This is a genomic window from Jannaschia sp. GRR-S6-38 (assembly GCF_029853695.1).
GTDB lineage: Bacteria > Pseudomonadota > Alphaproteobacteria > Rhodobacterales > Rhodobacteraceae > Jannaschia > Jannaschia ovalis.
The window spans coordinates 1,673,020-1,697,276 of record NZ_CP122537.1; the positions used below are offsets into that span (position 1 = coordinate 1,673,020).

The 24,257-nt window shown below is 69.2% G+C and carries 20 protein-coding genes and 1 pseudogene; 17 read left to right on the forward strand and 4 right to left on the reverse strand.

Going from position 1 to position 24,257, the window contains the following annotated elements; all coding sequences use genetic code 11:
- The first annotated feature begins 135 nt into the window (after positions 1-135).
- The 8 genes and pseudogenes from P8627_RS08715 (at position 136) to P8627_RS08750 (ending at position 9,961) form a co-directional block, all read left to right on the forward strand.
- Complete coding sequence (locus P8627_RS08715) at positions 136-846, forward strand: alpha/beta fold hydrolase domain-containing protein (protein WP_279963714.1); 711 nt, start codon at positions 136-138, stop codon at positions 844-846.
- Complete coding sequence (locus tag P8627_RS08720) at positions 843-1,298, forward strand: GFA family protein (protein WP_279963716.1); 456 nt, start codon at positions 843-845, stop codon at positions 1,296-1,298. The genes P8627_RS08715 and P8627_RS08720 overlap by 4 nt, the downstream gene beginning before the upstream one ends.
- 50 nt (positions 1,299-1,348) lie before the next feature.
- Positions 1,349-5,837 (forward strand): annotated as a pseudogene (gene gltB, locus P8627_RS08725) (glutamate synthase large subunit).
- Between the two features lie 89 nt (positions 5,838-5,926).
- On the forward strand, positions 5,927-6,664 hold the full coding sequence (gene mtgA / locus P8627_RS08730; RefSeq protein WP_407932920.1) for a monofunctional biosynthetic peptidoglycan transglycosylase: 738 nt from the start codon (positions 5,927-5,929) through the stop codon (positions 6,662-6,664).
- 34 nt (positions 6,665-6,698) lie between these two features.
- The gene (fzlA, locus tag P8627_RS08735; RefSeq protein ID WP_279963717.1) at positions 6,699-7,364 is read left to right on the forward strand and encodes an FtsZ-binding protein FzlA; all 666 of its coding nucleotides are present in this window, start codon (positions 6,699-6,701) and stop codon (positions 7,362-7,364) included.
- Positions 7,365-7,466: 102 nt separating this feature from the next.
- A complete protein-coding gene (gene queG, locus P8627_RS08740; protein ID WP_279963718.1) occupies positions 7,467-8,507 on the forward strand; it encodes a tRNA epoxyqueuosine(34) reductase QueG in 1,041 nt (346 codons plus the stop codon).
- Positions 8,504-9,370 (forward strand): SDR family oxidoreductase, encoded by an 867-nt coding sequence (locus tag P8627_RS08745; protein ID WP_279963719.1) that lies wholly within the window; start codon positions 8,504-8,506, stop codon positions 9,368-9,370. The genes queG and P8627_RS08745 overlap by 4 nt, the downstream gene beginning before the upstream one ends.
- Before the next feature lie 90 nt (positions 9,371-9,460).
- Positions 9,461-9,961, forward strand: a complete 501-nt coding sequence (locus P8627_RS08750) for a L,D-transpeptidase family protein (RefSeq protein ID WP_407932921.1) — start codon at positions 9,461-9,463, stop codon at positions 9,959-9,961.
- 3 nt (positions 9,962-9,964) lie between these two features.
- On the opposite strand, the gene dalA is transcribed toward P8627_RS08750, so the two are convergent.
- Positions 9,965-10,474 carry a divisome-associated lipoprotein DalA gene (gene dalA / locus P8627_RS08755; protein ID WP_279963720.1) on the reverse strand — a complete coding sequence of 170 codons (510 nt, stop codon included), beginning with the start codon at positions 10,472-10,474 and terminating at the stop codon, positions 9,965-9,967.
- A gap of 206 nt (positions 10,475-10,680) precedes the next feature.
- On the opposite strand from dalA, the gene P8627_RS08760 reads away from it, so the two are divergent.
- The 3 genes from P8627_RS08760 to P8627_RS08770 all read left to right on the forward strand — a co-directional run bounded on the left by P8627_RS08760 (position 10,681) and on the right by P8627_RS08770 (position 12,605).
- Positions 10,681-11,253: a L,D-transpeptidase gene (locus tag P8627_RS08760; RefSeq protein WP_279963722.1), complete on the forward strand. Its 573-nt coding sequence runs from the start codon at positions 10,681-10,683 to the stop codon at positions 11,251-11,253.
- 148 nt (positions 11,254-11,401) lie between these two features.
- The gene (locus P8627_RS08765; RefSeq protein ID WP_279963724.1) at positions 11,402-11,584 is read left to right on the forward strand and encodes a hypothetical protein; all 183 of its coding nucleotides are present in this window, start codon (positions 11,402-11,404) and stop codon (positions 11,582-11,584) included.
- Positions 11,585-11,648: 64 nt separating this feature from the next.
- The gene (locus P8627_RS08770; protein ID WP_279963726.1) at positions 11,649-12,605 is read left to right on the forward strand and encodes a pyridoxal-phosphate dependent enzyme; all 957 of its coding nucleotides are present in this window, start codon (positions 11,649-11,651) and stop codon (positions 12,603-12,605) included.
- Between the two features lie 94 nt (positions 12,606-12,699).
- Here P8627_RS08770 and P8627_RS08775 read toward each other — a convergent pair whose 3' ends face one another.
- The 3 genes from P8627_RS08775 to P8627_RS08785 form a co-directional block, all read right to left on the reverse strand.
- Entirely contained in the window at positions 12,700-13,809 is a 1,110-nt protein-coding gene (locus tag P8627_RS08775) for a site-specific DNA-methyltransferase (protein WP_279963727.1), read from the reverse strand.
- Between the two features lie 113 nt (positions 13,810-13,922).
- Positions 13,923-14,546 carry a ribonuclease HII gene (locus tag P8627_RS08780; RefSeq protein WP_279963728.1) on the reverse strand — a complete coding sequence of 208 codons (624 nt, stop codon included), beginning with the start codon at positions 14,544-14,546 and terminating at the stop codon, positions 13,923-13,925.
- 44 nt (positions 14,547-14,590) lie between these two features.
- Positions 14,591-15,058, reverse strand: a complete 468-nt coding sequence (locus tag P8627_RS08785; protein ID WP_279963729.1) for a hypothetical protein — start codon at positions 15,056-15,058, stop codon at positions 14,591-14,593.
- A gap of 152 nt (positions 15,059-15,210) precedes the next feature.
- On the opposite strand from P8627_RS08785, the gene P8627_RS08790 reads away from it, so the two are divergent.
- The 6 genes from P8627_RS08790 to glgB all read left to right on the forward strand — a co-directional run bounded on the left by P8627_RS08790 (position 15,211) and on the right by glgB (position 24,240).
- Positions 15,211-15,489, forward strand: a complete 279-nt coding sequence (locus tag P8627_RS08790; protein WP_279963730.1) for a hypothetical protein — start codon at positions 15,211-15,213, stop codon at positions 15,487-15,489.
- The gene (locus P8627_RS08795) at positions 15,461-16,162 is read left to right on the forward strand and encodes a winged helix-turn-helix domain-containing protein (RefSeq protein WP_279963731.1); all 702 of its coding nucleotides are present in this window, start codon (positions 15,461-15,463) and stop codon (positions 16,160-16,162) included. The genes P8627_RS08790 and P8627_RS08795 overlap by 29 nt, the downstream gene beginning before the upstream one ends.
- 95 nt (positions 16,163-16,257) lie before the next feature.
- Positions 16,258-16,590: a hypothetical protein gene (locus P8627_RS08800; protein ID WP_279963732.1), complete on the forward strand. Its 333-nt coding sequence runs from the start codon at positions 16,258-16,260 to the stop codon at positions 16,588-16,590.
- A 110-nt stretch (positions 16,591-16,700) separates the two neighbouring features.
- Entirely contained in the window at positions 16,701-18,704 is a 2,004-nt protein-coding gene (locus P8627_RS08805; protein ID WP_279963733.1) for an alpha-1,4-glucan--maltose-1-phosphate maltosyltransferase, read from the forward strand.
- Positions 18,701-21,979 carry a maltose alpha-D-glucosyltransferase gene (treS, locus tag P8627_RS08810; RefSeq protein WP_279963734.1) on the forward strand — a complete coding sequence of 1,093 codons (3,279 nt, stop codon included), beginning with the start codon at positions 18,701-18,703 and terminating at the stop codon, positions 21,977-21,979. The genes P8627_RS08805 and treS overlap by 4 nt, the downstream gene beginning before the upstream one ends.
- Positions 21,976-24,240, forward strand: a complete 2,265-nt coding sequence (glgB, locus tag P8627_RS08815) for a 1,4-alpha-glucan branching protein GlgB (RefSeq protein ID WP_279963735.1) — start codon at positions 21,976-21,978, stop codon at positions 24,238-24,240. Before treS ends, glgB begins: the two co-directional genes overlap by 4 nt.
- Positions 24,241-24,257 lie beyond the last annotated feature (17 nt).

Here is a 24,257-nt window from a genome sequence, read left to right on the forward strand (position 1 = left end):
GGGCGTCATACCGGGCCGGCCGGACGGGGCGGAATACGTGGGTGATCCATGTCGGATCTGTGTCGGACGCGGCCGGTTTGCGCTCCGTGCAACGGGTCAGTCCTGCTGACCCGATCCGCGGTTAGGGAGATCTTCATGGCTCAGGCCATCCAGACCGTTCTGCGCGACGATGCACTGGTGCTGCGCTTCCTGAAGGGGCAGGGCAGCCGGCTCGTCGTGGTGTTCACGGGGATCGGTGCGGGCTTCGGGGATCGCAGGCTGGACGAATTCGCGGCCTCGGCCTCGGACGGGGGCGCGAACAACGTTCTGTTCGTCACTGACCGCGCGGCGAGCTGGTACGCGGCGCCGGGCCTGTGGGACCGGATCGTCGACCTGATCCGCGCCACCTGCGAGCACGAGGCGACGACCGAGCTGGTCACGCTGGGCAATTCGATGGGCGGCTACGGCGCGATGCTGGCCGCGCGCGACCTGCCGGTGGCGCGGGCCATCGCGTTTTCGCCGCAGGTCACGATGGATCGCGACCTTCTGGCCGACGCGCGCTGGCCCGACGTCGCGGCCAAGTTCGGACCGCTGCCGATCCGCTCGACCGCCGAGCTGGTGGGGCAGGGCGAGACGCGGTTCTTCGTGGCCGTGGGCGGCGATTGCGCGCCCGACCGCGCGCATGTCGATCTGCTGCCCGCCCATCCCAACCTGCACCGCTTCGTGCTGCCGGTCGCCGCGCATAACCTGGCGCGCAGCCTGAAAGAGGCGGGCCAGCTGTCGCAGATCATCGCCGCGATCATCCGCGGCCGGACGCGGCGGGTGACGACCATCTTCAATCGCTACGCGCGCGGGGTGGCGGCATGAATATCGACGAGTATCGCAGCGCGGGCCGGCTGGACGGCCGCTGCCTGTGCGGCGCGGTCGAGATCGTCGTGGACGGGCCGCATGTCGCCGCCGTCGGCGCCTGCCATTGCGCGATGTGCCGCCGCTGGTCGGGCGTGATGCAAGCCGGGTTCGAGGCCGATGCGGGCGCGGTGACGGTGACCGGCGAAGTGGCGCGCTACCGCTCCTCGTCCTTCGCGGAGCGGGCTTTCTGCCCGCGCTGCGGCAGCCACCTTTGGTTCCGCGATATCGGCGACGACACGGCTTACGAATTTCTGCCCGGCATCTTCGCCGCCGCGCATGACTTTCCGCTGATCTCGGAAATCTACATCGATCGGGCGCCGTCCTACGCGCGCCTGGCCGGAGAGCACCGGCGCGCCACGCGTGCCGATTACGAATCCCGCAAGCCCTTCGTGGAAGGAGACGACCCATGACGCATTACTTCACCGAATGGGAGCGCGAGCAGGTCGAGGCCCGCGCCCGGATCGCCGGAACCAGTCTCTATCACGAGGAATCCGAGCATTCCTCCTGCGGGGTGGGCCTGGTGGTCGACCTGAAGGGCGAGCGCAGCCAGAAAGGTCGTGCAGGCCGGGATCGACGCGCTGAAGGCCATCTGGCACCGCGGCGCGGTCGATGCCGACGGCAAGACCGGCGACGGCGCGGGCATCCACGTCCAGATTCCATACAAGTTCTTCGGCGAGCAGATCGCGCGCACCGGCCATGACGTGCGCGACGAGACGCTGGCCGTGGGCCAGGTCTTCCTGCCGCGCAACGATTTCGGCGCGCAGGAGGTCTGCCGCACGATCGTCGAGACCGAAGTCCTGCGCATGGGCTACTACATCTATGGCTGGCGGCACGTGCCGGTGAATATCGAGGTGCTGGGCGAGAAGGCCAACGCCACCCGGCCCGAGATCGAGCAGATCCTGATCTCGAACGCGAAGGGCGCCGACGAGGAGACCTTCGAGCGCGAGCTCTACGTGATCCGCCGGCGCATCGAGAAGGCGGCCATCGCCGCGCAGATCGCGGGGCTGTATATCGCGTCGCTGAGCTGCCGGTCGATCATCTACAAGGGCATGATGCTGGCCGAGCAGGTGGCCGAGTTCTATCCCGACCTGAAGGACGACCGATTCGAGAGCGCCTTCGCGATCTATCACCAGCGCTACTCCACCAACACCTTCCCGCAATGGTGGCTGGCGCAGCCCTTCCGCATGCTGGCCCATAACGGCGAGATCAACACGCTGAAGGGCAACGTGAACTGGATGAAGAGCCACGAGATCCGGATGGCGTCGAGCGCCTTCGGGGACCTGGCGGGCGACATCAAGCCGATCGTGCCGCAGGGGGCGTCGGATTCGGCGGCGCTGGATTCGGTGTTCGAGGTGCTGGTGCGAGCGGGGCGCAATGCGCCGATGGCGAAGACGATGCTGGTGCCCGAAAGCTGGTCGCAGCAGGCGATCGAGCTGCCGCAGGCCTGGCGGGACATGTATTCCTATTGCAACTCGGTGATGGAGCCCTGGGACGGGCCCGCTGCGCTGGCGATGACCGACGGGCGCTGGGTCTGCGCGGGGCTGGACCGCAACGGGCTGCGGCCGATGCGCTACACGGTGACGGGCGACGGGCTGCTGATCGCGGGCTCGGAGGCGGGCATGGTGCCGGTCGACGAAGCCACCGTGGTCGAGAAGGGCGCGCTGGGGCCGGGCCAGCTGATCGCGGTGGACATGGTCGAGGGCAAGCTGTTCCACGACACCGAGATCAAGGACCAATTGGCGGCCGAGCTGCCGTTCGGCGACTGGGTCGAGAAGATCACCGACCTGGAAGAGGTCACCAAGGGCGTGGCCGAGAGCGCGGTGCATTCCGGCGACGAGCTGCGCCGGCGGCAGGTCGCGGCGGGCTATACCGTCGAGGAGCTGGAGCAGATCCTCGCGCCCATGGCCGAGGACGGCAAGGAGACGCTGGCCTCGATGGGTGACGACACGCCCAGCGCGGTGCTGTCCGAGCAGTACCGCCCGCTGAGCCATTTCTTCCGCCAGAACTTCAGCCAGGTCACCAACCCGCCGATCGACAGCTTGCGCGAGTTCCGGGTGATGAGCCTGAAGACGCGGTTCGGGAACCTGAAGAACGTTCTGGACCAGGACTCGAGCCAGACCGAGATCCTGGTGCTGGACAGCCCCTTCGTGGGCAACGCGCAGTTCCAGGCGATGATGGACCATTTCGAGGATTCGGTGGTCACCATCGACTGCACCTTCCCGGTGGGCGGGCAGGCCAACGCGCTGCGCGACGGGCTGGAGCGGATCCGCGCCGAGGCCGAGGATGCGGTGCGGTCGGGCGCGGGACACCTGGTGCTGACCGACCGCTTCCAGGGCGAAGAGCGCGTCGCGATGCCGATGATCCTGGCCACCAGCGCGGTGCATAGCTGGCTGACGCGGAAGGGGCTGCGGACCTTCTGCTCGATCAACGTGCGCTCGGCGGAATGCATCGACCCGCATTACTTCGCGGTGCTGATCGGCTGCGGCGCGACCACGGTGAACGCCTATCTGGCGCAGGACAGCCTGGCCGACCGGATCGAGCGCGGGCTGCTGGATTGCAGCCTGGACGAGGCGGTGGCGCGCTACCGCTCCGCCATCGACCAGGGCCTTCTGAAGATCATGGCCAAGATGGGCATCTCGGTCGTGTCCTCCTATCGCGGCGGTCTCAACTTCGAGGCAGTGGGCCTGAGCCGGGCCATGGTGGCGGAGTATTTCCCCGGCATGCTGAGCCGCATCTCGGGGATCGGCGTCATCGGCATCCAGCGCAAGGCCGAGGGCGTGCACGCCCGCGGCTGGCTGACCGGCGGGGCGCGCAACGTGCTGCCCATCGGCGGCTTCTACAAGGCGCGCCGCTCGGGCGAGAAGCACGCTTGGGAAGCGCAGACCATGCACATGCTTCAGGCCGCCTGCGACCGCGGGTCCTACGAGCTGTGGAAGCAGTTCTCGTCCGCGATGCAGGCCAACCCGCCGATTCACCTGCGCGACCTGCTGGCGATAAAGCCCAAGGGCGAGCCGATCCCGATCGAGGAGGTCGAGAGCATCACGGCGATCCGCAAGCGCTTCGTCACGCCGGGCATGTCGCTGGGGGCGCTGTCGCCCGAGGCGCACAAGCTTCTGAACGTGGCGATGAACCGGATCGGCGCGAAGTCGGATTCGGGCGAGGGTGGCGAGGACCCCGCGCATTTCGTGCCCGAGCCCAATGGCGACAACCCGTCGGCCAAGATCAAGCAGGTGGCGTCGGGCCGCTTCGGCGTGACCGCCGAATACCTGAACCATTGCGAGGAGCTGGAGATCAAGGTCGCGCAGGGTGCGAAACCCGGCGAGGGCGGCCAGCTGCCCGGCATGAAGGTCACCGACCTCATCGCGCGGCTGCGGCATTCGACGAAGGGCGTGACGCTGATCTCGCCCCCGCCGCATCACGACATCTATTCGATCGAGGACCTGGCGCAGCTGATCTACGACCTCAAGCAGATCAACCCGCGCGCCAAGGTGACGGTGAAGCTGGTGGCGAGCTCGGGCGTCGGCACGATCGCGGCCGGCGTGGCGAAGGCCAAGGCCGACGTGATCCTGATCTCGGGGCATAACGGCGGCACGGGCGCATCGCCCGCGACCTCGATCAAATATGCGGGTCTTCCGTGGGAGATGGGGCTGACCGAGGCGCACCAGGTCCTGGCGATGAACAAGCTGCGCGAGCGGGTGACCCTGCGCACCGATGGCGGGCTGCGCACCGGGCGCGACATCGTCATGGCGGCGATGATGGGGGCCGAGGAATACGGCATCGGCACCGCCGCGCTGATCGCGATGGGCTGCATCATGGTGCGGCAGTGCCAGTCGAACACCTGCCCCGTCGGCGTCTGCACGCAGAAGCCAGAATTGCGGGCCAAGTTCACCGGCACGGCGGACAAGGTGGTCAACCTGATCACCTTCTACGCGCAGGAGGTGCGCGAGATCCTGGCCTCGATCGGGGCGCGGTCGCTGGACGAGGTGATCGGGCGCGCCGACCTGCTGACGCAGGTGTCGCGCGGGTCGGCGCATCTGGACGACCTGGACCTGAACCCGCTGCTGATCACCGTCGATGGCGCGGACCGGATCCGCTACGACCGGACCCGCCCGCGCAACGCGGTGCTCGACACGCTGGACGCGCAGATCGTGCAGGACGCGCAGCGCTTCCTCGACGATGGCGAGAAGATGCAGCTTTCCTATGCCGTCCAGAACACCTGGCGGACGGTGGGCACGCGCACGTCCAGCCATATCGTGTCGAAATTCGGCATGCGGAACGGGCTGCAGCCCGATCACCTGACGGTCAAGCTCCAGGGCTCGGCCGGGCAATCGCTGGGCGCGTTCCTGGCGCCGGGCCTGAAGCTGGAAGTGTCGGGCGATGCCAATGACTATGTCGGCAAGGGCCTGTCGGGCGGCACCATCGTGGTGCGCCCGCCGATGGCGAGCCCGCTGAAGGCCGACGACAACACGATCATCGGCAACACGGTGCTCTACGGTGCGACCGACGGCTATCTCTTCGCCGCCGGCCGCGCGGGCGAGCGCTTCGCGGTCCGCAACTCGGGCGCGAAGGTGGTGATCGAGGGCTGCGGGTCGAATGGCTGCGAATACATGACCGGCGGGGTCGCGGTGATCCTGGGTCGGATCGGGGCCAATTTCGGCGCCGGCATGACCGGGGGGATGGCCTATCTCTACGATCCCGACGGGCTGGCCTCGAGCCTGATGAACCCCGAGACGCTGGTGACCTGCCCGGTGACGGTGGCGCATTGGCAGGAGCAACTGCGCGGCCTGGTCGAGCGGCACGCGGCCGAGACCGGGTCGAAGAAGGCGCGCGCGATCCTGGGCGACTGGGAGCGCGAGCTGGGGAACTTCCTGCAGGTCTGCCCGAAGGAGATGCTGGTGCATCTGCCCGCGCCGCTGAGCGACGAGGTCGGCGCGATTCCCGCGGAATAGGGTCGCATTCGGGCCACCTTCGCCCCGTCCGCCCGACCGGCGGGCGGGGTTTTTCTTGACCGCCGCCGCGGCAGCGGTTTGGTGGGCGCGTGACGAAACGCCGAACCTCCCGAAAGCGCAGCGCGACGCGACCCGGCCTGCGGGCGCGGCTGGCCGGACTGCTACGCGCCACCGGGCGCTGGGCGCTGCGCGGGGCGATCGGGGTGGCGGTTCTGGTGGTGCTCTGGGTGGCGGCCTATCGCTGGATCGACCCGCCGACGACGCCCTACATGCTGTCGGAGCGGCTGCGGCTGGGGGCGGTGGCGCAGGAATGGCGCGACCTCGACGCGATCGCGCCCGCGCTGGCCCGATCGGTGGTGGCGGCGGAGGACGCGAATTTCTGCCTGCATTGGGGCTTCGACGTCGACGCGATCCGCGACGCGATCGAGGCGGGGGCCGCGCGCGGCGCCTCGACCATCAGCCAGCAGGTGGTGAAGAACGCCTTTCTCTGGCAGGGCCGGTCCTGGCCGCGCAAGGCGCTGGAGACCGTGATCACACCTTTGATGGAGGCGCTTTGGCCGAAGCGGCGGATCCTGGAGGTCTATCTCAACGTGGCCGAGACGGGCGAGGGCGTGTTCGGCGCGCAGGCCGCGGCGCGGCATTGGTTCGGCGTCGATGCCGCCGATCTGAGCCCGGGGCAGGCGGCGCGGATCGCGGCGATCCTGCCGGCGCCGAAGGACCGCGACGCGGCGCGGCCCTCGGAGCCGATCCGCCGCAAGTCGGCGCGCGTCGCCGATGGCGCGGCGACGATCCGCGCCGACGGTCGCGCGGCCTGCTTCGAGGATTGAAAAGCGCCGCCGCGCGGGGCATTCCCGTGCCATCATGATCCAGCTTCACCAGTTCCGCCTGTCCCCGTTCAGCCGCAAGGTGCGCCTCGTGCTGGCCGAGAAGAAGCTGGAGGTGGAGCTGATCGACGAGCCCTATTGGGAGGCTGCGCCGGAATTTTTGCGCCGCAACCCGGCGGGCAAGGTCCCGGTGCTGCGGATCGACGGGCTGACGCTGCCCGATAGCGGCGCGATCTGCGAATATCTCGAGGAGACGGTGCCCGAGCCCGCGCTGATGCCGAAGGAGCCCGCCGCGCGGGCCGAGGTGCGGCGGCTGGTGGGCTGGTTCGACGACAAGTTCCACCAGGAGGTGACGTCGAAGCTGGTCTACGAGCGGATCAACAAGAAGCTGACGCGGCAGGGCTATCCCGACGGGGCGAACGTCAAGAGCGGGGTCAAGGCGATCCGCTTCCATCTCGACTATATGGGATGGCTGCTGGACCGGAACCGTTGGCTCGCGGGGGCCGAGATGTCGCTCGCGGATTTCGCGGCGGCGGCGCATCTGAGCTGTCTCGACTACAGCTCGGACGTGGACTGGAACCGCAATCAGGCGGTGCGGGACTGGTACGCCAAGATCAAGTCGCGCCCGGCCTTCCGCTCGATCCTGGCGGATGTCGTGCCGGGCTTCCGCCCCGCGGGGCATTACGCCGATCTGGATTTCTGACGTGGCCGCGTCGCGCGGGCCGTGCATCTGTCGTGGTCGTCCCGAAATGAATATCTCCGGACCCGTGATGGTGGGGAGGGGGCGCGTTAACCTTAACACTTCGTGACGGAGACGGGCGGGGGCACGGCGCTTCGGGAGAGGTTGGCGGCGGAGGCGCGGGCGGCGGGCTTCGTGTCCCTGGGCGTCTGCCGCCCTGACGCCATCCCCGATGCGAAGGTCCGGCTGCGGCAGTTTCTCGATGACGGGCATCACGGGGGCATGGCCTGGATGACCGAGCGGGCGGCCTGGCGGGGCGACCCGGCGAGCCTCTGGCCCGCGGCGCGGTCGGTGGTGATGTTGGCCCATAGCTACGCGCCCGATCACGACCCGCTTGCGGACCTGGATCGTCCCGAACACGGGGCGATCAGTGTCTATGCGCAGGGGCGCGATTACCACGACCTGGTCAAGAAGGCGCTGAAGCGGGTCGCGCGCTGGATGGTGGCCGAGGCGGAGTGCGAGGTGAAGGTCTTTGTCGATACTGCCCCGGTGATGGAGAAGCCGCTGGCGCAGGCCGCGGGGATCGGCTGGCAGGGCAAGCACACCAACCTGCTGGGCCGCGATTTCGGCAACTGGGTCTTCCTGGGCGCGATCTTCACCACGCTGGAGCTGCCCCCCGACGCGCCCGAGGGCGAGCATTGCGGGAGCTGCACGCGCTGCCTGGACATCTGTCCGACCGACGCCTTCCCCGCGCCCTTCCGCCTCGATGCGCGGCGCTGCATCTCCTATCTGACGATCGAGCATAGGGGCCCGGTTGATCCCGCGCTGCGGCCGGGCCTCGGCAACCGGATTTATGGCTGTGACGACTGCCTGGCCGTCTGCCCGTGGAACAAGTTCGCGGTGGAGGCCGCCGACATACGCTATCACGGGCCGCATCGCGCGCCGGCGCTGGCCGATCTGGCGGGGCTGGACGATGCGGGGTTCCGCGCGCGCTTCGCGGGCTCGCCCATCAAGCGGATCGGCCGCGACCGGATGGTGCGCAACGTCTGCTACGCGATCGGGAATTCCGGGTCCGCGCGCCTGAAACCGGTGGCGCAGGACCTGTGCGACGATGGCGACGCCGCGGTGGCCGATGCCGCGCGCTGGGCGGTGGAGCGGTTGTCGTGAGCTGCCTGCTGAGCTTCGGGCACGGCTATTCCGCCCGCGCGCTCACGCCGCGCCTGCTGGCCCGGGGCTGGACCGTGATCGGCACCACCCGGTCGGAGGAGAAGGCCGCGGCCCTGCGCGCCGAGGGGGTCGAGCCGCTGAACTTCGGCGCCGAGATCGGCCCGGCGCTGGCGCGGGCCGATCACGTGCTCGTCTCGGCCGGGCCGGGGCCCGAGGGCGACCCGGTTCTGAACGCCTATTCCCCTGCGTTAGAGACGCATCTGGGCGCCATGCGCTGGGTCGGCTACCTGTCGACGACGGGCGTCTATGGCGACCATGCGGGCGGCTGGGTCGATGAGGACACACCGCTGGCGCCCGCGACCCGGCGGGGCCGGATGCGGGTCGAGGCCGAGGCCGCGTGGCAGGCGATCTGCGACCGGACGGGCGCACCGCTGCATATCTTCCGGTTGGCCGGCATCTACGGGCCCGGGCGCGGGCCCTTCGCCAAGGTGCGCGAGGGCACGGCGCGGCGGATCGTGAAGCCGGGCCAGGTGTTCAGCCGCATCCATGTCGAGGATATCGCCCGCGTGCTGGAGGCCTCGATCGCGGCGCCGCATCCGGGCGGGCGGATCTACAATCTCTGCGACGACGACCCGGCCCCGCCGCAGGACGTGATCGCCCATGCGGCGGAATTGCTCGGCCTGCCGCTGCCGGAGGCGGTGGATTTCGACGCGGCCGAGCTGTCGCCGATGGCGCGCAGCTTCTATGCCGAGTCGAAACGCGTCCGGAACGACCGCATCAAGGATGAGCTGGGCGTGCGGCTCGCCTATCCGGACTATCGCGCGGGGCTTGCGGCGTTGTTGCGACAGGAGCGCGAAAGCTGAGGCCGCGGCCCTGTGGATCGTTTCGCCGGGCGCGGGAATCGGCTAGGCTCGCCCCCGGACAGTGCAACGACACAGACCACAGGCAGGCAGATGACGAAGATGACCCGCAGGGCGGCGCTTCTGGCAGGCGTCGCGTTCACGCTTTCGGCGTGCAGCAGCAAGTTCATATCCTATGACGGACCCCAGGTGACCCGGGTCGAGGTGCAGAAGGCCAATCGCCGAATGTACCTGATGCATCACGACCAGGTGCTGGAAGCCTTCGAGATCCAGCTCGGCTTCACCGCCGAGGGGCACAAGCAGTTCGAGGGCGACGGGCGGACGCCGGAGGGGCGCTACACGATCGACCGGCGCAACCCGAATTCCAGCTTCTACCTCTCGATCGGGATCGACTATCCCAACGCGGCCGACCTGGAATTCGCGTCGAGCCGTGGGCTGAAGCCCGGCGGCGACATCTTCATCCACGGCTGGGGCGACAAGCGGCGCGGTCGGGGCGAGGATTGGACCGCCGGGTGCATCGCCGTCAGCAATCGCGAGATGAAGAAGATCTACGCGATGGTCGAGGACGGCACGCCGATCGATATCTTTCCCTGAGGTTCAGGTCCCGACGGTGAGCGTGTACCAGATCTTGCCGTTGGGCTCCTGGAAATAGGCGAAGCCCATGCTGCGGGCGTCGGGGTCGAGGATCACGCGGCGGGCGCCGGTTTCCTGCATCCAGGCCGCGACGGTCTCGAGCTCGGATTCGTAGGTCTCGGAGATGGCCTCGCCCAGCAGGCGACCCGAATAGCCGACGCGCCGGGCGCGGTCGATCGGCGACGAGCCGTCGGAGCCGAAGTGCCAGGGCCGGTTCTGCAGCGACATGTCCCGCGAGTGGGTGGCGGCGGCGGCCGAGAGGTTGGGGTCGAGCTGCAGCGCGGCGACGCCCGCGCCCTGGCGCAGCGCGTTGACCGAATCGAGCACGCGGAAGGGGATGCGTTCGCCATCGGACGCCGAGATCCGGTAGAGCTTGGGCAGGGGCCGGCCGTCGGGCCCCAGCGCCGGGGGCGGCGGGGCGCAGGCGGCGAGGGCGGAGCTTCCCATCAGGATCAGGGCGGTGCGGCGATTCATGTCGGTCTTCCCAAGTCCTTGGCGCGATCGGGTCCGACCTATCGCGGAGCAGGGGGCATGGCAAATCCCGCCGGCGGCCTGCGGGCGGAACCCGGCCAAGGGGTTGCGGATTGTTTGAGGCGGGGCGGTCCAGGCCGTAACCTGCCGTAACAATTCGCGCCGGGGGCCGGGTCCCGGCAGAACAGGGGAGAGATCGCATGCGCCGAATGAACCGTCGCGCCCTTCTGGCCGGAGGCGCCGCCGCGCTGGCGGGCCCCGCGCTGGGCCAGGGCCTACCCGACACCGTGCAGATGGAGGCCGACGTCACCGCCTCGACCGCGCGCCGCAACCTGGCGAGCTTCCGGGCGCATGACTGGCGCGCGCATTTCCCGAGCCTGCAGGGCGGCGCGATCCTGGTCGATATCGACAGCCGCGCGCTGCATATGTGGGACGAGGGCGGGGGTTATCACCTGTACCCCTCCTCTGTGCCGATGACCGAGGAGATGACGCGCCGCGGGCGCACGCGCGTGGTGCAGAAGGTGGTGGGTCCGACCTGGCGGCCGACGCCCAACATGCGGCGGCGCAATCCCGAGTGGCCGGCGGTCGTGCCGCCAGGTCCGGACAACCCGCTGGGGACCCATGCGCTGTATCTCGGATGGACCTATTACCGGATCCACGGCACCCATGACACGCGCAAGATCGGGCGGCGCTCGTCCTCGGGATGCATCGGGCTCTACAACGAGCATATCGCCGAGGTTTTCGCCATGTCGCGGGTCGGAACGCAGGTGTTGCTTATTTGACAAGCCCTTCGCCCGTCGCGTTTTCGGGCTTTCGCAGTCGTTGCAATGCCCAGGCGTAACTGTTTAACGGACTCGCACGAGGTACAGTCTTGGGTGCCATATGGTGTGGCAACTGACGCCTCACCGATGGCGTATCTTGGAGGATACAATGAAGAAACTTGCTCTCGCCGCCGCTCTGACGGCCGCCCCGCTCACCGCGTTCGCCGGCAATATCGAGCCCGCCCCGGTCGAGCCCGTGGTCATCGTCGAGGACACCTCGTCCTCGTCCGCCGGCATCGTGGTTCCGCTCCTGGCGCTGGTCCTGCTGGCCGCCGCCGTCGCTTCGGACTGATCCGGACCGGACCGCACATAGACTTGGAAAGGGCGCTCCCTCGGGGGCGCCCTTTTCGTTTGTGATGACGCGTCTGCTCGATCCGGACCGGCCCCTGGGGCTTCTCGCGCAGTGCCCGGCGCATCGCGCGACGCCGCTGCGGCGCGCGGACGGGCTGATGCTGAAGGCCGATTCCGACCGGATGGGGCTGGGCGCGTTCAAGGCGCTGGGCGGGGTCTATGCGGTGGCCGCGCTGCTGGGCGGCGATCTCGCCGCGCTGGCCTCCGGGCGGGCCGGCCGGGGCCGGGTCTTCACCTGCGCCAGCGCGGGCAATCACGGGCTGTCGGTCGCTGCGGGCGCGCGGCTCTTCGGCGCCGCGGCGCGGGTCCACCTGTCGGCCACGGTGAGCGAGGGCTTCGCCGACCGGCTGCGCGCGAAGGGGGCCGAGGTCGTCCGGTCGGGCGCGGATTACGAGGCGAGCGTGGCGGCGGCCATCGCCGATGCGGAGGCGAGCGGCGCCACGCATCTCGCCGACGGGTCGTGGCCCGGCTATACCGAGCCGCCCCGGCTGGTGATGGAGGGATACACGGTGATCGCGCGCGAGTTGCGCGAGCAGATCGGGCCCGCGGGCGACTGGCCCGCCCGGGTCTATCTGCAGGCCGGCGTGGGCGGTCTGGCCGCCGCGATGGCCGAGACGATCCGCGCCGACTGGCCGGTGCAGCCCGAGATCGTCGTGGTCGAGCCCGAGGCCGCCGCCTGCCTCGCGGCGAGTGCCGCGGCGGGGCGGTCGGTGACGGTGGCGGGCCCGGTCTCGGAGATGGGGCGGCTGGATTGCAAGGCGCCGTCGATGCTGGCGGTGGAGATGCTGGCGCGGGCCGGCGTAGGCTACGCGACGGTCAGCGATGCGGAGGCCCGCGCGGCAGCCGGCGACGCCGGGGCGCTGGGGCTGCCGACCACCGCGTCGGGCGCGGCGGGTCTGGCGGCGGCCCGACGCGACGGGGCGGCGGGCGCGCTGGTCCTGATCACCGAAGGCCCGGCCTAGACAAAAAGGACCCCCGCACCGGCAGGGCCGGGCAGGGGTCAAGGTGCGCCCGCCGGACATTGGACAGCGGGCGCAGGCGGTACCTGGTTGGGGATCAGCCCGTGGGGTCGCCCATCTCGTCGCGGATCTGCTGGCGCAGCGCGTCGATGGGCACGCGCTTGCCCTCGCGCTTGAAGTGCCAATAGGTCCAGCCGTTGCAGGACGGCGCGCCCTCGTAGGCGGCGCCGACCTGGTGGATCGAGCCCATGACGCCCTCGCCCGCGAGCGTGCCGTCGGCGCGCACCTTGGCGCGGAAGCGGCCATTGCCGGACAGAAGCTCCTCGCCCGGGCGCAGCATGCCGCGCTCGACCAGCTGGCCGAAGGGCACGCGCGGGGCGGCGCGCTTGGAGGTGGTGACCTTGAGCGCCGCGGCCTCGTAGGGGCGGACATCGGCGATGCGGGCGGCGGCGAGGTCGCGATACTCGGCCTCGCGCTCGATCCCGATATAGTGGCGGCCCAGCGCGCGGGCGACGGCGCCGGTCGTGCCGGTGCCGAAGAACGGATCGAGCACCACGTCGCCCGGATCGGTCGTGGCGACCAGAAGCCGGTGCAGCAGCGCCTCGGGCTTCTGGGTCGGATGTGCCTTCTCGCCGCGTGCGTTCTTGAGCCGCTCGTGTCCGGTGCAGATCGGGAAGGTCCAGTCGGAGCGCATCTGCACCCCCTCGTTCAGGGCCTTCAGCGCCTCGTAGTTGAACTTGTACTTCGAGCCCTCGGAGCGCGAGGCCCAGATCAGCGTCTCATGCGCGTTGGTCAGCCGCTTGCCGCGGAAGTTCGGCATCGGGTTGGTCTTGCGCCAGACCACGTCGTTCAGGAGCCAGAACCCGGCATCCTGCACCGCCGCGCCGACGCGGAAGATGTTGTGGTAGCTGCCGATCACCCAGAGCGCGCCATCGGGCTTGAGCACGCGCCGCGCGGCGCGCAGCCAGTCGCGGGTGAAGGCGTCGTAGGCGGCGAAGCTGTCGAACTGGTCCCAGGCGTCGTCCACCGCGTCCACGGTGGAATTGTCGGGCCGGTGCAGGTCGCCCTTGAGCTGCAGGTTGTAGGGGGGGTCGGCGAAGATCAGGTCGACGGAATTCTCGGGGAGCGCGTCCATCGCCGCGGCGCATTCGCCGGGCAATATCGTGTCGAGCGGAAGCGCGGACGCTCCCGATGCGGGTCTTGCCATGTCTCTGTCGCCTCATGCCGGCGCCCCGTTTGCCGGGGTCGCCAATTTGTTGTGAGGCCCAAGATGGCGGGCTGTGGGTTAACGGTCCACAGGCAGATTGCGGCAAGATCGTGTCACGCGGTTGGACACAATATCTTGCGGATGGGGGCGAAGCTACGCCGATGATGTTGTGTCACGCCCAGCGTTTCGAGCCCGGCGCGATGGGCGGCGGTGCCGTATCCGGCGTTGCGCTCCCAGCCGTAGCCGGGAAATTGTTGCGCCAGCGCCACCATGCCTTGATCCCGCCGTGTTTTGGCGAGGACCGAGGCCGCCGCGATCGACAAAGACCGCGCATCGCCGCCAATGATCACGTCCCGGGGACAATCGACCCAGTCGGGGCAGTCATTGCCGTCGATCAGCAGGTGGTCGGGCGGGACAGGCAGGGCGGCGACGGCGCGCCGCATGGCCAGATGCGTGGCCCGGCGGATGTTGAGCGCGTCGATCTCGGCGACGCTGGCCTCGCCGAAGCCGAACTCGCAGCAGGCCTCCAGCAGGGGCACCAGCGCGGCGCGGCGCGCGGCGGTGAGCTTCTTGCTGTCGGTCAGGCCCGCGGGGGCGGGGCCGGTCAGGCGGGCGGCGCAGGCCACGACCGGCCCGGCCCAGGGCCCGCGGCCGACCTCGTCGAGCCCGGCGACGACGCGCGCGCCCCGGTCCAGGGCGGCGCGCTCATGCGAAAAGTCGGGTGGCAGGGCCGGCATGACGCCGACCCTGCCTCCCCTCCCGGCGGTGCGTCAACGCGAAGTCAACGACGTGCGGTGCGGGGAGCCCAGCCGTCGCGCCGCAGGCAGCGCGCACGGTAGAGGTTGCGCGGACCGCGAACGGTCCGGATCTGTTCGATGCATTGCGGCGGCAGGAGGCCGGGCCGGGCGACCGCGTTCTGCATGCAGCGCGCGCCGTAGCCCCGGACCGTGCCGCGGCGGGTCTCGAAGCTGCGGAAGCAGCGCTCGGGCAGGATCTTGACGTCGAAGCGGTCGCGGCGCTGGGGCCGCGGAGCGCTGCGCGGCGCATGGCGGCGCGGCTGGTAGATCGGCGCGCGGCTGACCGGGGCGGCGCGGGCGCGGTCCCGCTCGATCGCTTCCTTGAGGATGTAGAGCACGGCGAGGCCCCCGAGCACGCGGGCCACGTCGCGGGAATCGGCGGCGGCGGGCGTCACGGTCGCGGGCAGGGCCAGCGCGGCGGACAGGATCGCGGCGAGTATCGGACGGGTCATGGCGGGTCTCCTCGGGCAGTGTCGGTGTGTCCTGGATGGGACAACCCGGTCTTCGCCCCGCCGGGCTCGGTCCCTCAATAACGCGCTGCTGTCATCGCATAGCCGCGCGGAGGATATTGCCTGCGCGGCCCCGATCCCCCATCAGGGAAAGCATGAAACCCGCACTGACCCTCATCCTGCTCGCCTGCCTCGCCTCACCGGCCGGGGCGGCCTGCTATGCCGATTACAAGGCGAAGAAGGACGACCCCCTGCAACTGCATTACGGCGTCATCGAGATCCCCGATGACGCTTGCGATCCGGCCGCCGCCGCCGCCATTCTGGCGCAGCGGCTTGCCGATGGCTGGCAGTTGCTGCAGGTGACGTCCGTGTTCGGCCCCGAGGGGCTGGAAGATAGGAGAGACAGTGCCGGCGAATTCTTCCTCCGTTACTGAGACGCGGGCCGCCTCGGCGCGGATCGTCGGCGTCGGCATCGCCGCCATCGTCCTGATCCTGGGCGCGGCGGCGATCTTCCTGTTCGCGACCCTGCCCGACGCCAACGCCTTCAACGCCCGGGTCGAGCGGCTGTTCGTGGAAGCCGACCTGACCGGCCGCGCCGAGATCGGGCTTCTGGAGGTGCTGGCGCAATCCGGCACCGCCTTCTCGGACGTTCTGGCGAGCTATCGCACGATCATCTTCGTGCTGCTGGTCTTCGCCACCGCGCTGCTGATCGCCTGCGTGGTGCTGCTGCTGGCCATCGTGACGCTGAACCGGCGCATGGGCGAGATCGAGCGCTCGGGCATCCAGGTGACCTCGCTGGTGCTGGCCCGGGCCGAGAACGCGGTGATGCTGAACGATATCGAGCTGAAGCTGACCGATGCCGCGATGGAGACGCTGAGCGTGCTGGCCGAGGCGCGGCTGGACGGCGACATGCTGACCGGCGCGCAGATCGAGTCGATGATCTCGGGCCGGCCCGAGGCGGATTGCGACGAGGCGGCGGGGGCCACGCGGATCAAGCGCCTGCGCGACGCGCTGGGCAACCAGATCGTGACTCACCTCCTGATCCGCAACATCACGCGGCAGGGCTACGTGCTGGCGTTGGATCCGAAGGTCATCCGGATGGTGTGACGGCGCGCCTCGGCGGGCCGTCATGTCCGATGCGACGCCCGGCCCGGTGCGGGCGCAGCCCCTCGACGGGGCGTCTCCGGCCCTATCTCCAACCCATGCCCGACTATCCCGTCACGCCCGATGGCCGCTACTTCGTGGCCAAGGGCCGGCTCTGGCGCCGCAGCGACCCGGCCCTGCCCGAAGCCGAGCGAAAGGCGGCCGTCCGCGACCTGATGGCCGCGCGGCGCGCGGTGCGCGACGCGGCCACCAAGGCGGAGACCCGCGCCGCGCGCGACCGGGTGCAGGCCGCCAAGGAACGGCTCGGCGAGCGCGGCCCGGTCTGGTGGACGGATGGCGCCCCGGACGAGACGCGGAAGGCCCCGAAAAACAGCACATACGCGGATTGGTGGGCAGGTCTGGACCCCGACATGCGTGCAATTGCGGGTTGAACCCGCGCGGGGGTTGACCCCGGGATTGCGGAACATAGTGCAAAGGGCGTTCGTTCATCCATTCGAGCCGCCAACTGCGACGAGAGCGGCATAACGACGACGAGGGAGATATGACGCGACAGCCGAAAGCCGTCACGAAGGCCCCGAAATCCGCAAAGCGCGCCGACCCGCCGGCCGCCCTGACCTCTGTCCGACTCGCCATCGAGGCGATCGAACCCGCCGTCGATGCGGGCCGCTTCGCCGCCAAAGTGGTGGCCGACTGGCCGGTGGCGATCGCCGCCGACATCTTCGCGGACGGGCACGAGGTGCTGGGCGCCGCCGCGCTGATCGACCTGCCGGGCCGGGAACCGTCCGAGATCGCGCTGACCCATGCGGTCAACGATCGCTGGACGGGCGAGGCGCGGTTCGACGGGCCCGGGCCCGCACATTTCACCATCCTCGCCTGGCGCGACGTCTTCGCGACCTGGGCGCGGGACACCGGCAAGAAGGTCGCCGCCGGCCAATCCGTCGCCACCGAACTGCAGGAGGCGCGCGACATTCTGAAGGGTATCCGCGCACGCGGCGCGGATGGCGAGGCGCTCAAGGCGCTGAGAGCCGCCGCCAAGGGCAAGGATGCGCAGCACGCGCTGCTGTCGGAGGAGACGGCGGCGCTGATGCAGCGCATCGGGCCGCGCGCGAACCTGACGCAATCGCCGCCGATGCCGGTCTGGGTCGACCGCGAAGCCGCGGCCTTCTCGGCCTGGTACGAGCTGTTCCCCCGCTCCTGGGGCGGGGACGGCCGGCACGGCACCTTCGCTGATGTCGAGACGCATCTTGGCTACGTGACCGACCTGGGCTTCGACACGCTCTATTTCCCGCCGATTCACCCGATCGGGCGCACGAACCGCAAGGGCAAGAACAACACGCTGACCGCCGCGCCGGGCGACGTGGGTTCGCCCTATGCCATCGGCTCGCCCGAGGGCGGGCACATGGCGGTGCATCCCGAGCTGGGCACGCTGGCGGATTTCGACCGGCTGGTGGCCAAGGCCAACGACGCGGGCCTCGACGTGGCGCTGGACATCGCGCTGAACGCCTCGCCCGACCACCCCTGGATCGCCGAGCATCCCGAATGGTTCGAATGGCGCCCCGACGGCACCATCAAATACGCCGAGAACCCGCCGAAGAAATACGAGGATATCGTCAATTTCCGCTACTACATGGACGATGGCAGCCCGAACCTGCCCTTCTGGCACGCGGTGCTGGACATGTTCCTGTTCTGGGCGGAGCACGGCGTCGTCAGCTTCCGCGTCGACAACCCGCACACCAAGCCCTTCCCGTTCTGGGAATGGCTGATCGCGGAGGTCCGCAAGACCCATCCCGAGGCGGTCTTCCTGGCCGAGGCCTTCACCCGGCCCAAGGTGATGAAGCGGCTGGCGAAGCTCGGCTACAACCAGAGCTACAGCTATTTCACCTGGCGCAACGCCAAGCAGGAGCTGGCGGAGTATCTGACCGAGCTGACGACGACGGAATGCGCGGACTACATGCGCGTGAATTTCTTCGTCAACACGCCCGACATCAATCCGGTGATGCTGCAGACCAGCGGGCGTCCCGGGTTCCGCACCCGCGCGATCCTGGCGGCGGGGCTGGCGGGCAACTGGGGGCTCTATTCGGGGTTCGAATTCTGCGAGGGCGCGCCGATGCCCGGCAAGGAGGAGTATCTCGACAGCGAGAAATACCAGCTGCGCCATCGCGATCTCGATGCGGCCGACAACATCAAGGACGACGTGCGGCTGATCAACCGCATCCGGCGCGAGCAGCCGGCGATGCGCGACATGCGCAACCTGTCCTTCGTGCCCGCCCATGACGACCGGGTGCTGAGCTGGCTGCGCCACGATCCGGCGACCGGGAACGCGGTGCTGTTCCACGTGCTGCTGGACCCCCATGCCGGCGCCGAGTTCGGCTTCGAGGTCCCGCTCTGGGAGTTCGGGCTGCCGGAAGATGCCTCGATCGAGGTGCAGGACCTGATCCACGGCAACAGCTTCACCTGGCACGGCCGTGATCACAGGCTGGCGCTGGATCCCTGGAACCGTCCCTACGCCATCTGGAAACTGACCCCACCCGGAGCCGCACGATGAACGCCCCAGCTCATACCATCATCGCCGACGCGGACCGGGAGGACTGGTTCAAGGACGCGATCATCTACCAGTGCCACGTGAAGGCGTACCAGGATTCCAACAGCGACGGCATCGGCGACTTCGCCGGGCTGATGCAGCGGCTCGACCATATCCAGAGCCTTGGCGCGACCGCCGTGTGGATTCTGCCCTTCTATCCCTCGCCGCTGCGCGACGACGGCTACGACATCGCCGAGTACAAGGCGGTGAACCCGCAATACGGCACGCTGGAGGATTTCGACGCCTTCGTCGCCGAAGCCCATCGCCGCGGGCTGAAGGTCATCACCGAGCTGGTCATCAATCACACCAGCGACCAGCACGAGTGGTTCCAGCGCGCCCGGCACGCCCCCAAGGGCAGCCCCGAGCGCGATTTCTACGTCTGGTCGGACGATCCGTCCAAGTGGATGGACAAGACCCGGGTGATCTTCAACGACACCCATGACAGCAACTGGACCTGGGACCCGGTGGCCGGGCAGTTCTACTGGCACCGCTTCTTCGACCACCAGCCGGACCTGAATTTCGACAATCCGAAGGTGCTCGAAGCCGTCATCGACGTCATGCATTTCTGGCTCGACAAGGGCGTGGACGGGCTGCGGCTGGACGCGATCCCCTACCTGGTCGAGCGCGACGGCACCAATAACGAGAACCTGCCCGAGACCCACGAGGTGCTGAAGGCGATCCGCCGCGACCTCGACGCGCATTACACGGGCCGGATGCTGCTGGCCGAGGCCAACCAGTGGCCCGAGGACACCCGCCCCTATTTTGGCGAGGGCGACGAGTGCCACATGGGATTCCACTTCCCGCTGATGCCGCGGATGTACATGGCCGTGGCGCAGGAGGATCGGCACGCGATCACCGACATCATCCGCCAGACGCCCGAGATCCCCGAGGACTGCCAATGGGGCATCTTCCTGCGCAACCATGACGAGCTGACGCTGGAAATGGTGACCGACCGCGAGCGGGATTACCTGTGGGAGACCTACGCCTCCGACAAGCGGGCGCGGATCAACATGGGGATCCGCCGCCGGCTGGCGCCGCTGATGGGCAACGACCGGCGCAAGATCGAGCTTCTGAACTCGATGCTGCTGTCGATGCCGGGCACGCCGATCATGTATTACGGCGACGAGATCGGGATGGGCGACAACTACTACCTGGGCGACCGGGACGGGGTGCGCACGCCGATGCAATGGTCGGCCGACCGCAACGCGGGCTTTAGCCGCGCCGATCCGCAGCGGCTGTATCTGCCGACGATCCAGGACCCGGTTCATGGCTACGAGGCCGTGAATGTCGAGGCGCAGGCGGCCTCCTCCTCGTCGCTGCTGAACTGGATGCGGCGCATGGTGACGGTGCGCAAGAAGCACGACGTCTTCGGACGCGGCGAGATCGACCTGCTCTATCCGGCGAACCGCAAGGTGCTGGCCTATATCCGCCGCGCCAAGGAGGCCGAGCCGGGCTCGGAGGGCGACGAGGCGGTGCTCTGCGTCGCCAATCTGAGCCGCGCGCCGCAGGCCGTGGAGATCGACCTGAGCCGCTACCAAGGCCGCGTGCCGGTCGAGCTGGTCGGCCAGTCGCCCTTCCCGCCGGTGGGCGAGCTGCCCTACATGCTGACGCTGCCGGCCTACGGCTTCTTCTGGTTCAAGCTGGCCACCGAGGAGGAGGCGCCCGACTGGCACATGCCGGCCACGCCCGTCCTGCCCGATTTCGTCACCATGACGACGCGGGACGGCACGCTGTCGACGGCGCTGTCGGGCCGCGAGGGCAAGCAGTTCCTGTCCGGCAGCTTGCCCCGCTATATCGAGCTGCAGCGCTGGTTCGCGGGCAAGGGCCGGGGCGTGAGCTCGGTCGATCTGCGCCAGATGGGCGAGCTGGGCGAGGGCAAGCACATGCTGGCCGTCGCCGATGTGGAAACCGGCGGCGCGACGCAGAGCTATTTCCTGCCGCTCTCGGCGGTCTGGGACGAGGGCGCGCTGAGCCTGTCGCCGCGCCTGCCGGCGACGCTGGCCAAGCTGCGGCGGACCAACCAGGTCGGCGCGCTGATGGACGGCGCCTCCGACGAGGAGATGGCGCGCGCCCTGCTCGGTGCGATGCGCGACGGCGCCGAGATCGCGGGCCCGGGCGGCAAGCTGGTCTTCGCGGGCCAGAACCTGCCCGATGACGAGACCGCGGGCGAGCCGCGGCTCCTGGGCGCCGAGCAGTCGAACGCCTCGGTCGCCTTCTCGGACCAGCTGGTGCTGAAGCTCTACCGTCGCGTCCGCGAGGGCGTGCAGCCCGATATCGAGGTGGCGCGCTTCCTGACCGAGGAGACGGATTTCGAGGGCACGCCCAAGCTCTTGGGCACCATCGCCTGGACCGCCGATGACGGCACCGAGACGATCCTGGCGGCCGCGTCGGAATACGTGCCGAACCAGGGCGATGCCTGGTCCTTCGTGACCGAGGGGCTGGACCGCGAGATGGAGGCCCGCGAGGTCGGGCGCGCGGGCGACGACCGGATCCTGGCGCTGGGCGCGGTGGATCTTGGCACGCTGCTGGGACAGCGCACGGCCGAGATGCACCTCGCGCTTGCTTCCGGGGATGGCGCCTTCGGAACCGAGCCGCTGGATGCCGAGGGCCTGGCCGCGCTGGTCCGGGAGACCCGCGACGAGGTGGCCCGCACGCTCGACGCGCTGGACCCTGCCGCGCTGGAGGGCGAGGCGGTCGGGCTGGCCGAACGGGTCAAGGCCCGACAGGTCGACATCCTGGCGCGGATCGCGCGGCTGGGGGCGATGACGCCCTCGGGCGCGGCCTGCCGCGTACATGGCGACTATCACCTGGGCCAGGTCCTCGTGGCGCAGAACGACCTCGCCATCATCGATTTCGAGGGCGAGCCGTCGCGCAGCCTGGCCGAGCGGCAGGCCAAGTCCTCGCCGCTGCGGGACGTAGCGGGGATGCTGCGCAGCTTCGACTACGCGCTCTGGACGGCGCTGGACCGCCGGATCGAGGGCGGGGCCGACCCGGAGCGGGCGCTGGCGCAGGTCGCCGACTGGCGCGCGCGCACGGCGGGCGCGTTCCTGCAAGGCTGGCGCGACACGATGGGCGACGCGCCCGTCCGCCCCGCCGACCGGGCCTTCGAGGACGCGCTCCTGGACCTGCATGTCCTGCGCAAGGCGGCCTACGAGGTCGATTACGAACGCAATTTCCGACCCGCATGGATCGACGTGCCCCTGAAGGGCATCCTGCATGTCATGGAGGACGAAACATGAGCGCCCCCACCAAGCCGAAGGCCCCCCGCAAACCGCGCGCGAAATCCGCAGCGAAACCCGCGCCCGAGGCCGCCGCGCCCGCGGCGCCGCATGACGAGGCCACGCTAGAGGCGATCGTGCGCGGCCGGCTGAGCGACCCGTTCGCGGTGCTGGGCCCGCATGCGGACGCGGGCCGCCCGGCCCTGACCGTCTTCGCCCCCGATGCGGGCGAGGTCGAGGCCATCGACGCCAAGGGCAAGGTGCTGGCGGCGCTGGAGCGGATCCATCCCGAGGGCGTGTTCCACACCCGTTTCGCACGCCGCAAGGCGATGCCCGCCTACCGGCTGCGCCTGCGCGCGGGCGAGCATGTCTGGGAGAAGGAGGATCCGTTCCGCTTCGGGCCGGTGCTGGGCGAGATGGACGAATACCTGCTGGCCGAGGGCCGGCACGAGGAGTTGTGGACGAAGCTCGGCGCGCATGTCTGCAGCCATGAGGGGGTCGAGGGCGTCAGCTTCGGCCTCTGGGCGCCGAACGCCCGTCGGGTCAGCGTCGTGGGCCATTTCAACGCCTGGGACGGGCGCCGCCACCCGATGCGCAAGCGTCTGGGCGGCGGGCTGTGGGAGCTGTTCGTGCCTGGCATGGGCCCGGGCGAGATCTACAAGTTCGAGATCGTCGGCGCGTACGGCGAGGTGCTGCCGCTGAAGGCCGATCCGCTGGCCTTCCGGATGGAGGTGCCGCCGGGCAACGCCTCGATTGTGGCCGCACCGATGGACCGGCCCTGGGGCGACGGTGCCTGGACGAAGAAGGGCCGCGAGGATCTGCGCGGCAAGCCGGTCTCGATCTACGAGGTGCATCTGGGCTCGTGGCGGCGCGGCGATGACGACCGTATGCTGTCCTATGCCGAGGTCGGCCCGATGCTGGCCGATTACGTCGAGGAGATGGGCTTCACTCATGTGGAGTTCCTGCCGCTCTCCGAGCACCCCTTCGCGCCATCCTGGGGCTATCAGCCCATCGGCATGTTCGCCCCCACCTCGCGCTTCGGCGAGCCGCGGGATTTCGCGGCGATGGTCGATCACCTGCACCAGCGCGATATCGGCGTCATCATGGATTGGGTCCCCGCGCATTTCCCGTCCGACGAGCACGGGTTGGCGCGCTTCGACGGCACCGCGCTCTACGAGCACGAGGATCCGCGGCTGGGCTTCCACAAGGACTGGAACACGCTGATCTACAATTTCGGGCGCAACGAGGTGTCGAACTTCCTGCGGGCCTCGGCGCTCTATTGGCTCAACGAGTTCCATGTCGACGCGCTGCGCGTCGATGCCGTCGCCTCGATGCTCTATCTCGACTATTCGCGCGATGCCGGCGAATGGATCCCGAACCGCCATGGCGGGCGCGAGAATTTGGACGCGATCGATTTCCTGCGCGACGTGAACCGCCAGGTGGGCGAGCGCAGCACCGGCCAGACGATCGCCGAGGAGTCGACCGCTTTCCCGGGCGTGTCGCGCCCGGTCGACGAGGGCGGGCTCGGCTTCGACTTCAAGTGGAACATGGGCTGGATGCACGACACGCTGCAATACATCCAGGAAGACCCGATCAACCGCCGCTGGCACCACGACAAGATGACCTTCGGGCTGCATTACGCCTTCAGCGAGAATTTCGTGCTGCCGATCAGCCATGACGAGGTCGTGCACGGCAAGGGCAGCCTCCTGGGCAAGATGCCGGGCGACCGCTGGCAGAAATTCGCGAACCTGCGCGCCTATCTGGGCTGGATGTGGACCCATCCGGGCAAGAAGCTGCTCTTCATGGGGTCGGAATTCGGCCAGGACCGGGAATGGTCGCACGATCGCAGCCTCGACTGGCACCTGCTCGACGACGACAGCCACAAGGGCATCCAGCGCCTGGTGCGGGACCTGAACCGGGTCTATCGCGACAATCCCGGCCTTCACCGGCTGGATTGCGATCCGTCCGGCTTCCGCTGGATCGACGGCGGCGATGCCGACAACAACGTCTTCAGCTTCCTGCGGATGGGCGGGGACGGCGACCCGGCGGTCGCGGTGATCTGCAACATGGCGCCCGTCCTGCGCGAGGATTTCCGGGTGGGCCTGCCGTCGGACGGCGCCTGGAAGGAGATTTTCAATTCCGATGCAACCGAATATGGCGGTACGGGTTCGGGCAACGGTGGCCGGGTGTCGGCCGATGGCGAGGGCTGGCACGGCCAGCCGGTCTCGGCCAGCCTGACCCTGCCACCGCTTGCCTGCGTGATCCTGAGACCGGACGCGTGAGCCCCCCTTTCTGAAGG